The organism is Curtobacterium sp. RIT-PI-V, from assembly GCF_025642935.1.
Taxonomy (GTDB): Bacteria; Actinomycetota; Actinomycetes; order Actinomycetales; family Microbacteriaceae; genus Curtobacterium.
In genome coordinates, this window is the sequence record NZ_JANZKM010000005.1 from 45,414 (window position 1) to 58,609 (window position 13,196).

Consider the following 13,196-nt stretch of genomic DNA (forward strand, 5'->3'; position numbering starts at 1 on the left):
CTTGATCCTGAAGCGGAGGACTCACCGCATCGGGCTACACCGTCGTCGGCCGCTTCTGGCCCGGTTCACTCCGTCCGGGTCAGCGCGTCGCCGACGGTGCTCCGGTAGTACAGGACTGCCCGGCCGTATCGGGTGCGGTTGAGTAATCCGCCTCGCTCCATCATGCGCAGGTGCTGGTTCACGGCCGACGTCGACACCCCGAAGCGCATCGCCAGGTCCGTCGACGATGCTGGCTCGCCGAGCGCCTCGAGCAGCGCCGCCCGTGTCCGACCGAGCAGGCCCCGTACCGCGCCGGCGTCGGGGTGGGACGCGGTCGACCACATCGCGCCCTGTCCACGGGCCGGGTACATCACCGTGGGCGGCAGGTCGTCGTCGACCGGCGCTGACGCCCGGGCGACAAACATCGACGGCACAAGCGTGAGCCCCTCCCCGCGCACCGGACGTTCGTGAACATCGGGTTTGGAGAGTCGTACGTCTACGTACCGCCCGTCGAACCGCACGCCGTCGGACAATCCTGTGAGGACCGCACCAACACCCTGGTGGGTGGCGATCCGGCCGCGGTGTGCGACGTCGGCCTGGAGTACGCGGCGCATCCGCAGCCAGTATGGCGCGAAGCAGAGCTCCCACGTCGTCGCGAGGGCCTGCTGCAGTCGCTCGATTATGCTGTCGTGTCGACCGGCGAAGACCGGAGGGACGGTGCCGTGGACCCGTTCGAGGTCGCCCTGGAGCCGCTCGGGTCGGATCTGACCGAGCGCGCGGAGCTCGTCGTCGAACGAGGTCAGCGGTGATTCCGGCCGCGGGTTCACGAAGTCCGCGACCCACAGGCGCTCATCGACGAGCTCGGTCAGGACTTCGCGGTCGAGCAGCGGCAGCACCCCGGCAATCCGGTCGATCCACGGCCGCTGCAGCGGATAACGCTCCGGGGCACGGAACGCGCGCAAGGCCAGGCCGAGCTCGGACAGCGGCGAGATGCCGAACCGTACGGCGGACACGTCCGACGGCTCGAGTCGGTAGCGGATCATGAAGCCTGAACCTACATCGGTTTGTCCGGAGCGTCAGCGCTGCCAGAACTGGAGGGGTGAGCACCACCAAGCAGCAGGTACCGATCCGCACCCTCGTCCGCCGGGACACAACGCTCCGACGCCTGCTCACCGTCACGCTCGTCGACACCCTCGGCCGCGGCGCGTTTTTCACGCTGACGACGCTCTACCTGATCACGATCGTCGGCATGCCCACCGTCGCGGTCGGCCTCGGGTTGACGGTTGCCGGTGCGGTCGGTGTGGCCTCGTCCCTGGCGTTCGGGCACCTCGCCGACCGGTTCAGTGCACGGCGGATGCTGATCTGGTTGCACGTCGTTCAGGGGGCCGCCCTCGTCGCCTACGTGCTCGTCCACGACGTCACGACGCTCATCGTCACCGCTTCGGTGGTCACGCTCGCGCAGCAGGGCGGCGGATCGGTGCGGAGCGCCGCGATCGGTCGGGCGTTCCCGGGGGCTGAGCGCGTCCGGGTGCGGGCGACGATGCGGACCGTGACGAACGTCGGGATCGGCGTTGGGACGGCGCTTGCTGCGATCCCGCTGGTGATCGGCACGGGCGAGGCGTACCGCGTGACGATGGTCGTGTCCGGGCTGTTCTTCGTGTCCTCGGCGTTCCTCGTCGCGGGGCTGTCGACGGCGCGGGTCGACCCGGCTCCGGCAGACCGGACGGATACCGGCACGATCGACCGCCCGGAGGCCGCCGGTCGCAGTCCGTACCGGGACGTCCGATTCCTCGCGGTGGCGGCACTGACCGGGGTCTTCGGCATGCAGTTCGGCCTGTTCGAGGTCGCCGTGCCGCTGTGGGTCGTGCAGCACACCGTCGCGCCGGATGTCCTGGTGTCGCCGCTCCTGCTCGTGAACACGGTGTGCGTGGTCATGCTCCAGGTCCGGATGAGCCGGGGGACCGACACCGTCGCCGGGGCCGCGCGGGTGATGCGGCACGCGGGCTGGGTGATGGCGCTGGCCTGCGGGCTGTGGGCGGCCGCCGGATGGGTGCGCGGCGTCGACTGGGCGCCGGCGGCGATCGCTACCGCGGTGCTCGTCGCGGCAGCGGTCGCGCACTCGCTCGCCGAGATCACGTCGAGCGCCGCGGGCTGGGCACTGTCCTTCGAGCTCGCACCGGCCGACCGCATCGGCGCGTACCAGGGTGTGTACGGGACCGGGTACGCCGTCGCCGCTATGGCCGCTCCGGCCGTCGTGACGCTGACCGCGATCAACCTCGGCACCGTTGGTTGGGCGATCCTCGCTGTCGTCTTTCTGATGGCAGCGGGCGGAGTGGCAGCGATCGCCAGGCGCATCGCCGTCGAGCAACCCAGCACCGACAGACAACACTGAAGCTAACCAGTCTCATTAGACGATGGCTACCCGAGAACCGGATCGATTCTCACTTCGGATCGGCGCGGTGAACGGCCCGGTAGACGGTGGCACGGGCGACACCGAAGAGCTCGGCGAGGTCGCTGGTGGTGTGCGTGCCGGCTCGGTGCAGCTCGACCAGGTGCTTCTCCTGTGCCTTGTTGAGCTTGGGCTTGCCTCCGCGGAGCTTGCCGGCTGCCTTCGCAATCGCCATGCCCTCGCGGGTGCGGGCCCGGATGAGATCAGCCTCGAACTCGGCGACCATGCCGAGGACGTTGAAGAGGAGCCGCCCAACGGGATCGGTGGGGTCGTACACCGATCCGCCGAGGTTCAGTGCCACACCCTTCTTCGTGAGCTCGTCTGCGATGTCGGTCGCGTCGCGAAGCGATCGCGCGAGCCGGTCGAGCTTCGTCACGACGAGGGTGTCACCGGATCGGACCGCGGCGAGGGCCGATCGGAGGCCGGGTCGTTCTCGAGTCGTGCCGGACATGCCGTGGTCGACGTGGATGTCTTGATCCGCAACCCCGAGGGCCTGTAGGCCGTCGCGTTGCGCCGCGAGGTCCTGGCCGGAGGTCGAGACGCGGGCGTATCCGATGAGCACGACGCAACTGTACTGTCAGCCGTACCCTCCCCGGGCAGTTTCACGGGACAGGCTGTTGAGAATCCCGAACCTAGACCTTTCCTGAGTTTTCGTGTGAGCAGCCTCGCTCTGTGTCGTCGTTTTCGCTGCGATCGGTGTCGGGTCAGGTGGTGCCGATGACGAGGGTGCTGCGGGCGGCCTCGACGACGTCGTTGGTGATGACGTCGAGCTCGTTGATCTTCAGGACGCGTTGGATCTGAGGGAGGAGGCGCTCAAGGAGCCGGAAGTTGCCGCGGGTGATGCGTTCGACGGCGGCGATGGCTTGCGCGTCGGTGAAGTCGTCGGGGTCGAGCGTCTTGCCGAGCTTGCGCCATTGACGTTCGAGGACGAAGAGCAGCTCGTCGTGGCCGAGCGGACGGTACTGGTGGGCGAAACCGAGGCGGCTGTAGAGCTGCGGGTAGTGGCTGAACTGCTTCTCGATGCCGGGCATGCCGATGAGGATCATCGCTATGCCGGTGCGGTCGTACTGGTCGCGGAGCCACTCGATCGCGTTGCCGGTGAGGCGTTCGGACTCGTCGATGATGATCAGCTCGAGCAGGGACGGGTTGGGGCCGTGTGCGTGGTCGAAGTGGCGACCCTGGAGCAGGAGGTGTTCCTCGATGCAGCGTTCGGTGCGGAGCATGTCGTGCCGGAGGTCGTCCTGCAGGGCGCGCATCGTGGCGGAGACCTCGGGCGTGTAGAAGACGGTGCGGGCTCGGTGGGCGGCGGCGTAGATCTTCGTGTCGTCTTCGCTGCGTGCGGCCCATCTGGCGATGAACGGGCCGATGCTGTCCCAGTGGGCGTAGCGGCGTGCGGAGAGGGTCTTGCCGACGCCAGCGGGGCCGAAGCAGACGCCGATGGTGTTCTGCTTCCGGACGGCGTCGGCGAACTCCGCGAACCGACGGTGTTCCTTCGTGATGATGAACTGGCTCGTCATGACCGGTCCTCCTCGTAGGTCATCAGTCGCGGTTGATCCGGTGCCGGTGCGGGTGCTGGTGGGGTGTGATCATCGGGTGTGGGGCGGACGATCGCGATGCGTTCGCGGATCTGCCCGCGCAGGGCTCTTCGTTGCGCGTTCCGGGCGGCCTGGATCTGCTTGAGACTGATGGTCTCGGTCTGATGCGCGGTACTGATCGCGGTGCACAGGAACGCGTCGCGGTGAAAGACACGGATCTCGGTGACGTCGCGGGGGTCGTACCGGACGCTGACGGTGCTGCCCACGAAGGGTGCGAGAGTGGTTGCGGTGTAGCGGAGCCCTTCGAAGTGGATGCCGTCTCGTTGCACGACACGCGTGGTCGGGACGGTGAGCAGGAACCCGTCGAGCTGCTCGAGGGAGTCCGGCATTCGTGGCAGCCACCCGTCTGCGATCCACGCTTCCAGTGGGCTCTTCCGGAGCTCGCGGTGGATGCGGGCGTTGTAGCGGCGGATGAACGTGTTGATGGCACTGTCGACACCGGCGAGATCCAGCGCCGGCGTCGGCGCCGGCGCCGAGGATCCGGGTGCGAGGTGGCCGGGGAGCGTTGGGAGCAGCTCGGTGTTGATGGTGCCGAAGAACCGCTCGATCTTCCCGCGGCCCTGGGGGCGAGCGACCTGCGAGTGGATGATGCGGAGGTGCAGCACGGCGGCGGTGTCGCCGATTCGGTGGCTGGTGAAGTCGGACCCGTGGTCTGTGTAGAGCACGTCTGGGATCCCGCAGACAGGCCAGTCCGGTTCCGGCTTGTGCCAGATCGCTTGCCGGAGCGCGAGCGCGGTGTTCGCGGCGGATGGGGCGCCGAGGAACACCATGTACCCGCAGACCGCGCGGGAGTAGTCGTCGAGGATCACCGTCAACCACGGCCGTTCGGGCTTGCCGTCGGGTCCGACGATGAGCAGATCGAGCATCGTGTGGTCCGCCTGCCAGATCGCGTTGGGGCGATCCGCACGACGTCGGAGCAGCAGTTCGTGCTTGTCCCGATATGACGCGGGCCCCTCAAGCGCGAGCGTCACCATCCCGGGATCAAGCCCGTTCACGATCGACCGCACAACGGAGTACGACGGCGCTGAGAGACCTCGTTTGGTGCAGTAATTGTCGACCTGGCGGTGAATCGTGGCGATCGAAGGTCGTGGCTTGGTGAGTGCGAGCCCCTCAATCAGGCGCACCAGTTCCGGTGCCGTCCGTCGGGCGCCGTGATCGGTGCGGGTGCCGTCGGCGAGAGCCGGGTATCCGCCGGTTCGGTAGCGGGCCAACCAGCGTTGCAGGGTGCGCTCAGCGACGCCCGTGGTGCGGGCCAGGGTGGCGAGCGGGATGGCGTCCTCGACGTGCAGTCGAAGGATGCCCCACCGCTCGCTCGCGTCCATAGCCAGCTACATCGTTGGGGAAGGCTTGGTTCGTCGCGCCGCGACGGGCTCGGCGTGCTTCGCGAGTGCACGGTAGATGGTGGTGCGGCTAACGCCGAGCACGTCGCCGATCTGCGCGACGGTCATGTCCTGCTGTTCGTAGAGCCGGCGTGCGGTGCGCACCTGGTCCGCGGAGAGCCGAGATGGTCGGCCGCCGGTGCGGCCGCGGGCTCGAGCGGCGGCGAGGCCGGCGTTGGTGCGTTCCTTGATGAGGTCCCGTTCGAACTCCGCCAACGCGGCGAAGACGTGGAACACGAGCCGGCCGCCGGGCGAGGTGGTGTCGATGGTCTCCTGCAGGGACCGGAACCCGATGCCGCGCTCGGCGAGAGCGTGCAGCTGATCGATGAGGTGCCGGATGGACCGGCCGAGCCGGTCGAGTCGCCAGACGACGAGAGTGTCGCCGGGGCGGAGCTGGTCGAGGAGCTTGTCGAGCTCGGGCCGGTGTTGGAGCGACCCGGACATGGTGTCGACGAACACGCGGTAGCAGCCAGCGGCGTTGAGCGCGTCGATCTGCAGCGACGCGTCCTGGTCTGTGGTGGACACGCGCGCATACCCGAGAAGGTGACCCATGAAGAGAACGTAGCGAAACTCGACCAGGAGGGGTAGTGGCGGCACGTAGATTCTGGGACTGGGTTCCGCTACAAGACACGGCGCCTCGCACCCGGACTGAGCGCCGGTACGGATAGTTGTAGCGGAATCGTTCGTATTTGTTACGTCTGCCGCGCTCGCGCGGCGAGCCGGAGTGCTTGCACGGAACGGAGGTGTTGTTCCGATCGGTGGCGGCCGTTGGCGGGAGACGGATGTGGTGCTGCGATGACCGGAAGGAGTCGGGGGTGCTCGTCCAGGGTGAAGTGTCGCATGACGCCGTCGAGGGCAACGGCCCCGTACGTGACGATCGCAGTGAGAGCGGGGAGGGCCGCGAGCAGTGTGGCGAGGGCATGCCGCCCCTCGTCGATGTCCTCGAGTCGCACGCGGTCGGGCAGTTCCCATGGGACAAGGTTCCAGCGGACGTACTCGCCGCGTGCGAGTCCGGACTCGATACGGGCTGCTCGGAACGCGGCCGCGGTCGGGCCCGGGTTGTCCTCGCTGCAGATCGCTGCGTGCGCTGCGGCGATGGTCTGGGGGCCAGGCGACTGCATCAGGACCAGGACACGGCTGAATCTGCCGCCGGATCGTGGGTCGAAGCTCGGGACGAACCGTCGGCTGCCGTCGGGCGCGGTCCGCCACGTCTCCGCGAGACCGTTCAGCGATCGAACGTCAGCGAGTTCCTCGGGGGTACTCATGCCGGCTGTGGCGGTGCCAGCAGGGTGCCACGGATGACGGATCCGTGAAAGGTGCGAAGGGCAACGGTGATCCATGCGGCGACGAGGCCGGCGTAGTAGATGACGGCGAGGACGGCAACGACGGTCAGGCCTGAGTGCAGGGCGAGCCCGTTCAGGCCGGTGACGCAGGTCCCGACGGGGAACGTGAAGGACCACCAAGTCAGGCTGAACGGCAAGTGTTCGCGGGCAGTGCGGATGGTGATCGCGAGGGCGATGACGGTCCACAGCAGCGCGAAGCCGAGCATCGCGAACCCGTACACCAGCGCCACGACCAGCAGGGCATGCGCGGTACTCGCATCGACAACGGTGGGGGCGTTCGATGCGAGGAGGTTCACCGCGGTGATCGACTGTCCGACCGGCCCGAGGACGATCCACAGAGTCGGGACCATGCCGGCGGCCCCGACCTTGTGCTGCGCGAGACGGTTCCAGATCAGCGTGATCACGACCAGCGACGTGATGAGGCTGAGGCCGAAGAAGCCGTAGCAGGACCACAGCAGCGTCTCCCGCGCCTGCCCGGCGGGGGCGTACGGCAGCAGGAGCGCACCGGTGGAGGCGGACACCATCGGCGGGACGATCGGCATCAGCCAGCCGCCGAACGCGGAGTCGGGCTTGTTCTCGTGGCGGGTGAACGCCAGGTACGGCACGAGCACTGCCGTGAGCAGTCCTCCGATGGTGCCGATGGTCCACAGGACCCAGTCGATGGTGACGGCGGCGGGCAGGCCGACCCAGTCCTTGCCGAGCAGGAGTGTCCCGGCGCCGACGGTGAGGAACGCCATCGGTGGTGCGCCGTAGAAGTGCGAGATCACCGGGTTGAGCTGGTGCCCGGCTGCAGTGCTCCGGTAGCGGATCCAGTGCAGCACCGTCGCGGTCGTGAGGGCGACGAGGAGCACCGCGGCGATCGCCCACACGACCGTCGCCGCGAGGCGCAGCCCGGGGAACTGCAGCGGCAGTGACGCAGCTGCGACAGCGACGATCCCCGTGCCCATGATCGACGCGAACCAGTTCGGTGTGAGATTCGACACGATCAGGCCTGGCCGCTCCAGGTCACGGAACAACGCCGTCTGCGGCCGTTGGGGCAGCTGGCTACCGTTCGCGGGTGCAGGGTCCGTGCGGAGCGTTGTCATGGGCCAAGCCTGCGCGAATCCTGCCTCTGGCGGTACCCGGAACCTCTTGGCAGGGCACAATCAATGATTGTGGCACTACGGCGACTCACGGACCGAACCCTCGACCTCGACACACTCGACGTGCTCGCACGCGTCGCCGAGACCGGCTCCCTCTCCGCTGCCGCTGGAGCGCTCGGCGTCACGCAACAGGCAGTGTCTGCTCGGATCCGGGTCGCCGAGCGCATGGTCGGTCACTTGTTGGTGCACCGCTCGACCACGGGGTCGGTGCTGACCGAGACCGGCAGGCTCGTCGTCGGGCTGGCCGGACCGGTCCTCGACGCGTCTCGCCACCTCGAAGCAGGAGTGGCTGCGCTGCGGACTCCCACGGGTTCGCTCGTCGTCGCAGCGTCACAGACGATCGCGGAGCTGCTGCTGCCGGGCTGGCTGCTCGAATTCCGCCGCCGCGAACCCGACGTGCGGGTGCGCCTGATCGCGGGCAACTCCGCCGCGGTGACGGACCTCGTGCAGTCGGGTGGCGCGAACCTCGGGTTCACGGAGACCCCGGTGACGGCGGCAGGTGTGTCCGCGCAGGTGATCGCGGACGATGAGCTCGCGGTCGTCGTTGCGCCGGAACATCCCTGGGCTCGGTCGACCGGGATCACTGCGGAGGTCCTGGCGGCGACGGCTCTGCTCCTGCGGGAAGAAGGTTCCGGAACTCGCGCGACCCTCGCCGCATGGCTCAGGGAGGCCGGTTTGAGCATGTCGGTTCCGGCCGCGGTGCTGGAGACCACGAGCATCATCCGGGCGAACGCGCAGGCTGGAATTGCACCGGCGGTGATGAGCCTTCGCACGGTCGCCGCCGACATCAACGACGGGTCGCTGGTGCGGGTCCCGCTCGCTGGGCCGCCACTTGCCCGGCCGTTGCGGGCGATCTGGTCGGGAGAGCCTCAGCCAGCTGGTTCTGCTTTCCTGCGCGTCGCCCACGAGGTGACCGGTCGGGGTCAGCGCAGCCCGTAGGGCAGCTCCGGATTGTTCTCCGCGATCTCGGTGAGCCGGTTGTACTTGGCGACGCGTTCTCCGCGGGCGGGTGCGCCGGACTTGATCTGTCCGGTTCCGGTGCCGACGACGAGGTCCGCGATGAACGTGTCGGTGGTCTCGCCGGACCGGTGCGACACCATGCTCCGCATCCCGAGCGAGCGTGCGACGCCGATCGCGTCGAGGGTCTGGGAGACGGTGCCGATCTGGTTCGGCTTGATGAGCGCCGCGTTCGAGAGCCCGTCCTTCCCACCGTCGCGGATGCGCTGCGGATCGGTGACGTAGAGATCATCGCCGACGATCTGGAGCATGTCGCCGAGCGCGAACGACATCGCCTTCCAGCCGCCGTGGTCATCTTCGGAGAAGCCGTCTTCGATGCTCCGGATCGGATACCGGCTGATGAGGTCGCGGTAGTAGTCGACCATGCCTGCGCGGTCGAGCCGGCGGTCCACGACCCGGTAGCTACCGTCACCGAGCGCGAACTCGTTCGCCGCCGGGTCGAGTGCGATCGCGACGGTGTCCACGCCGGGCTCGTAACCGGCGGTACTGATCGCGGCGACGAGGAGGTCGAGGGCCTCCTCGGGCGCGGCGATCGACGGGGCGAAGCCGCCTTCGTCCCCGAGACCGAGACTGCCGAACCGTTCCCGGACCAGTGCCGCCAGCGCGTGGTAGACGTCCGATCCGATCCGAACCGCGTCGGTCATGGTCTCGGCGTTCACCGGGGCGATCATGAACTCCTGGAAGTCGAGCGCGTTCGCTGCGTGCGCTCCGCCGTTGAGCACGTTGAAGTGCGGGACGGGCAGGCGGGGCGTGCTGCCGGTGACGTCTGCGATCCAACGCCAGAGCGGCAGCTCCGCTGCGGCGGCGAGAGCGCGTGCCATCGCGATCGAGGTCGCGACGACACTGTTCGCGCCGAGCCGGCGGTGGTTCGGGGTGCCGTCGAGGGCAGCGAGGGCGGCGTCGGCCTGCCCGATCGAGGTCCACGACTGGCCGGTGATCATCGGTGCGACGTCCGTCGTGATGAGGTGCAGTGCCTGGCTCACGTCGCGGCCGCCGTAGCTGCTGCCGCCGTCGCGAAGCTCGACAGCCTCATGCGCGCCAGTGGATGCGCCTGCGGGGGCGTCACCGGTGACGACGGTGCCGTCCTCGAGCTCGAGACGCACCTGGATCGTCGGGTAGCCGCGGGAGTCGAGGATCCGGGAGCCGTGCAGGCTGCTGATGGTGACGGGGCGGCTGGTGTGGGTCACGTACTCGCCCTGATGGTGGGTGGTGTGGTGGACGTTGCTGATGTAGTCGTTCACGGCGGTTGTCGCCTTTCGGGTTGGTCGTGCGGGTGTGGGCCGCGGGGAGGCGGAGGGACGACCTCCTGGCGATCACTGGGCGCCAGTTGCCTCCCCACGGCGGTTCAGGGCGCGCACTGGATGGTGTCGGGTGCGCGGGTGCCGGTCAGGGGTGCGGGGTGAACCGTTCCTGTGCGGCGCGGATGATGGCTTCGGCGTCGACACGGTTCGCCCACCCGTTGGTGGTGACGTGCTTGCCGTGCTCGATCTCCTTGTAGTGGGCGAAGAAGTGCTCGATCTCCGCCAGGACCGGCTCGGCGACGTCGGAGATGTCCTGGACGTGGTCGAAGCGGACGTCTCCGGCGGGGACGGTGAGGATCTTGTCATCGCCGCCGTTCTCGTCGACCATGCGGAGCATCCCGACCGGGCGGACGTCGATGACGACGCCGGGGAACGTGGGCCGGGGCAGCAGCACGAGCGCGTCGAGGGGGTCGCCGTCATCGCCGAGAGTGTCGTCGATCGAGCCGTAGTCCTGCGGGAACACCATGCTGGTGAACACCGCCCGGTCCAGGCGGATCCGTCCGGTGGCGTGGTCGACCTCGTACTTGTTGCCGCTGCCGCGGGGGATCTCGATCGTGATGTCGAAGTGCATGAGCTGTTCGTCTCCCAGTCGGATGGTCAAGTGAGGGTGCCGAGGGTGACGCCCCCGGCGGCTGCGGCGACGGAGACGACGAGCATCCCGAGCCCGTTCACGGCAGCCGCGGTGGTGCGGCCAGTGCGTGCGAGGCGGACGGTCTCGAAGCTGGCGGTGCTGAACGTGGTGTAGCCACCCATGAGCCCTGTTCCGAGCACCGCGACGGGGGTGGCGCCGAGGTGACCGGCGGCGCCGGTGATCAAGCCCAGCAGGAACGAGCCGGTGATGTTGATCGTCAGCGTCCCGACCGGGAGCCGGAACTGCCGACCCCGGTTGATCGCACCATCCACGAAGAACCGTGCGGCCGCGCCGACACCGCCAGCGACCGCGACGCTGAGGAAGGCCAGGGCGCTCATGATGTGGCCCCGTTCGGTCGGACCAAACCCGCGATCGCGAGGCCGCTACCGGTGGCGATCGCGCCGGCGAGGACCGTCAGGAGCGCGTACCCGGTGCCGGCCAACCCGCGGCCAGCGAGGAACAACACCGCGGTGCTGGTCGCGAGGGTGCTGTAGGTGGTGAACCCGCCGAGGACACCGGTTCCCAGAAGCAGGCGCAGTGTCCGGCGGCGACCCTCGTCAGGTCCGCGATGCGCGAGGTGTTCCAGCAGCACACCCAGTAGGAGCGCGCCGGCGATGTTGATCCAGAAGATCGCCCAGGACACCTCCTGCTGAGCGGGGAACGCGGTGCTGAGTCCGTCGCGTGCGGCGGTACCGATGGCGCCGCCGAGTGCGACGACACCGAGGTACCGCCACCGCAGATGCACTGGCCGGTCGATACGTTCCGGGTCGTTGGCGTCGATGTCTGGGTCGGGCGGGAGCTGCCCATCGGGCAGGTGCGTGTCCGTTCGGGAGGTCATGTTCCACCTTCCGCAGCGACCGCTGCCGCTGCTGCTCGTGCTGCCGGATGCAGGTACTCCCCACCCCGCGGACAGAACCCACCGTCGCCGTCGAACCGGTAGATCAGGGGTTCGCCCGTGGGGAGGTTCAGGTCCGCGAGCTCACCGTCAGTTAGGCCGTCCATGCAGGCACACAGTGCCCGCAGTGAGTTGCCGTGCGCGACGACGAGCACTGTCTGCCCGTCGCGGAGTGCCGGGGTGATGCTGTGCGACAGGACGGGTTGGACCCGGCGGATGACGTCGGAGAGTGTTTCGGTTCGACGAAGTGCCGCCCACGGCAGTCCACGAAGCGCCGGCGTCCGCCGGAGCGCCAGCCACGCGCGGATCGACATGCGTGGTGGCCGTCCCGTGCGGGTCCGACGAACAGCGAAGAACTGCTCCGCCCCCAACGCCGCTTGCGCATTCTGCTTGGACATGCCGGTGAGGGCGCCGTAGTTCCGCTCGTTCAACCGCCACGTCGACTCGATCGGCGCATCACGTCCGAGGACGTCGGTGACGAGCTCCGCCGTGTGGAGCGCCCGCTCGAGCGTCGACGTGAGCACGAGGTCCGGTCGGATGCCGGCATGCAGAAGTAGCAACCCAGCCCGATTCGCTTCGGCGCTGCCCTGTTCGGTCAGCGCGACGTCTCGCAAGCCGGTGAAGGTACCGGCAGCGTTCGCAGTGCTCTGTCCGTGGCGGAGCAGAACAAGCTGGCCGGTCACGGGGTGTCCCACGGCAGTGGGGCATCGAACCCGACCGGATCAACGGGCACTACGAGCACTGAACGGTGCTGCTGATGGGTCAGCCGTACCGCGACCGACCCCGTGAAGAACTCCGCGATTCGACCCGCTCCCGTCCTGGCCCCGACGACCAGCATCGCCGCGTCGCGGTCTTCGGCCACCTGCGACAGTGCCCGGCTCGGATCCCCGACACCCGGGACGAACGTGACGTCGACGCCGTAGGTCGTTGCGGCAGCACGTACTGCCGCCTTGTCACTGTCCGACAAGCCCTGCGGTGTCGTGTCAGCGGTGTCAGGGTCGATCGGTTCCACCATCACCGACCCGTCCGAGCGCGTACCGGCATCGAAGAGCGATGCATCCACGCTGACGCACACCAGCGTCGTACCGAAGCGCCGCGCGATAGACGACGCAACCTCGATGACCCCCGGAGCGAGGCCGGGCAGGACGCCGACGACGACCGGTCCGGAACCGATTGGTGCTGTCATGACACTCCCTACCTCAGGCGCGCAGAAGCGCGACCAGCTGAGATAGGGACTGTTGTCGACAACTGTCGAGGTTGGGTCCGGCAAGCCCCACTACCGGGTCCGAAGACACCACCATTATGCACCCGAACCCCAAGTCACGCGGGCCGTCTCGCGCACCCGCGACGTCCCGACACCGAAGGAAGCGATTCCGACGACACGGAGCGAAGCTGCCCACAGTTTTCGAGCCCCTCCCCCGAGGTCGCGGATGCGCCCGGGGAGCGACCGGCTGGCGGGCAGCGC

The 13,196-nt window shown here is 68.4% G+C and carries 15 protein-coding genes and 1 pseudogene; 3 read left to right on the forward strand and 13 right to left on the reverse strand.

Annotated features, from left to right (window positions below):
• Positions 1-65: 65 nt before the first annotated feature.
• A complete protein-coding gene (locus OGL88_RS05360) occupies positions 66-1,022 on the reverse strand; it encodes an ArsR/SmtB family transcription factor (RefSeq protein WP_263090302.1) in 957 nt (318 codons plus the stop codon).
• A gap of 56 nt (positions 1,023-1,078) precedes the next feature.
• Here OGL88_RS05360 and OGL88_RS05365 point away from each other — a divergent pair, with 56 nt between their 5' ends.
• Entirely contained in the window at positions 1,079-2,371 is a 1,293-nt protein-coding gene (locus OGL88_RS05365) for an MFS transporter (protein WP_263090303.1), read from the forward strand.
• A 49-nt stretch (positions 2,372-2,420) separates the two neighbouring features.
• On the opposite strand, the gene OGL88_RS05370 is transcribed toward OGL88_RS05365, so the two are convergent.
• The 6 genes from OGL88_RS05370 to OGL88_RS05395 form a co-directional block, all read right to left on the reverse strand.
• A complete protein-coding gene (locus OGL88_RS05370; protein ID WP_263090305.1) occupies positions 2,421-2,990 on the reverse strand; it encodes a recombinase family protein in 570 nt (189 codons plus the stop codon).
• A gap of 142 nt (positions 2,991-3,132) precedes the next feature.
• The gene (locus tag OGL88_RS05375; protein ID WP_055960810.1) at positions 3,133-3,945 is read right to left on the reverse strand and encodes an AAA family ATPase; all 813 of its coding nucleotides are present in this window, start codon (positions 3,943-3,945) and stop codon (positions 3,133-3,135) included.
• Positions 3,942-5,345, reverse strand: coding sequence for a Mu transposase C-terminal domain-containing protein (locus OGL88_RS05380; RefSeq protein WP_071301383.1), 1,404 nt, complete (start codon positions 5,343-5,345; stop codon positions 3,942-3,944). The genes OGL88_RS05375 and OGL88_RS05380 overlap by 4 nt, the downstream gene beginning before the upstream one ends.
• 6 nt (positions 5,346-5,351) lie before the next feature.
• Positions 5,352-5,954 (reverse strand): recombinase family protein, encoded by a 603-nt coding sequence (locus OGL88_RS05385; RefSeq protein ID WP_055960814.1) that lies wholly within the window; start codon positions 5,952-5,954, stop codon positions 5,352-5,354.
• A 140-nt stretch (positions 5,955-6,094) separates the two neighbouring features.
• Positions 6,095-6,523: a uracil-DNA glycosylase gene (locus OGL88_RS05390; protein WP_228506156.1), complete on the reverse strand. Its 429-nt coding sequence runs from the start codon at positions 6,521-6,523 to the stop codon at positions 6,095-6,097.
• 140 nt (positions 6,524-6,663) lie between these two features.
• The gene (locus tag OGL88_RS05395; RefSeq protein WP_240614499.1) at positions 6,664-7,728 is read right to left on the reverse strand and encodes a TDT family transporter; all 1,065 of its coding nucleotides are present in this window, start codon (positions 7,726-7,728) and stop codon (positions 6,664-6,666) included.
• Positions 7,729-7,893: 165 nt separating this feature from the next.
• Between OGL88_RS05395 and OGL88_RS05400 the strand changes: the two are divergent.
• Positions 7,894-8,103, forward strand: a pseudogene (locus OGL88_RS05400) (helix-turn-helix domain-containing protein); the annotation flags it as partial.
• Positions 8,104-8,172: 69 nt separating this feature from the next.
• Positions 8,173-8,826: a LysR substrate-binding domain-containing protein gene (locus OGL88_RS05405; protein ID WP_263090508.1), complete on the forward strand. Its 654-nt coding sequence runs from the start codon at positions 8,173-8,175 to the stop codon at positions 8,824-8,826.
• On the opposite strand, the gene eno is transcribed toward OGL88_RS05405, so the two are convergent.
• The 6 genes from eno to OGL88_RS05435 form a co-directional block, all read right to left on the reverse strand.
• The gene (eno, locus tag OGL88_RS05410; protein ID WP_083413811.1) at positions 8,811-10,145 is read right to left on the reverse strand and encodes a phosphopyruvate hydratase; all 1,335 of its coding nucleotides are present in this window, start codon (positions 10,143-10,145) and stop codon (positions 8,811-8,813) included. The two genes, OGL88_RS05405 and eno, sit on opposite strands and share 16 nt — an antisense overlap.
• Positions 10,146-10,290: 145 nt before the next feature.
• Positions 10,291-10,776 carry an inorganic diphosphatase gene (locus OGL88_RS05415; RefSeq protein WP_055960822.1) on the reverse strand — a complete coding sequence of 162 codons (486 nt, stop codon included), beginning with the start codon at positions 10,774-10,776 and terminating at the stop codon, positions 10,291-10,293.
• Between the two features lie 26 nt (positions 10,777-10,802).
• On the reverse strand, positions 10,803-11,174 hold the full coding sequence (locus OGL88_RS05420) for a fluoride efflux transporter FluC (protein WP_055960823.1): 372 nt from the start codon (positions 11,172-11,174) through the stop codon (positions 10,803-10,805).
• Positions 11,171-11,581 carry a CrcB family protein gene (locus OGL88_RS05425; protein WP_055962328.1) on the reverse strand — a complete coding sequence of 137 codons (411 nt, stop codon included), beginning with the start codon at positions 11,579-11,581 and terminating at the stop codon, positions 11,171-11,173. Before OGL88_RS05425 ends, OGL88_RS05420 begins: the two co-directional genes overlap by 4 nt.
• Positions 11,582-11,670: 89 nt before the next feature.
• Entirely contained in the window at positions 11,671-12,426 is a 756-nt protein-coding gene (locus OGL88_RS05430; protein WP_171907745.1) for a 2,3-bisphosphoglycerate-dependent phosphoglycerate mutase, read from the reverse strand.
• Entirely contained in the window at positions 12,411-13,001 is a 591-nt protein-coding gene (locus tag OGL88_RS05435) for a universal stress protein (protein WP_228506158.1), read from the reverse strand. Before OGL88_RS05435 ends, OGL88_RS05430 begins: the two co-directional genes overlap by 16 nt.
• Between the last annotated feature and the right edge of the window lie 195 nt (positions 13,002-13,196).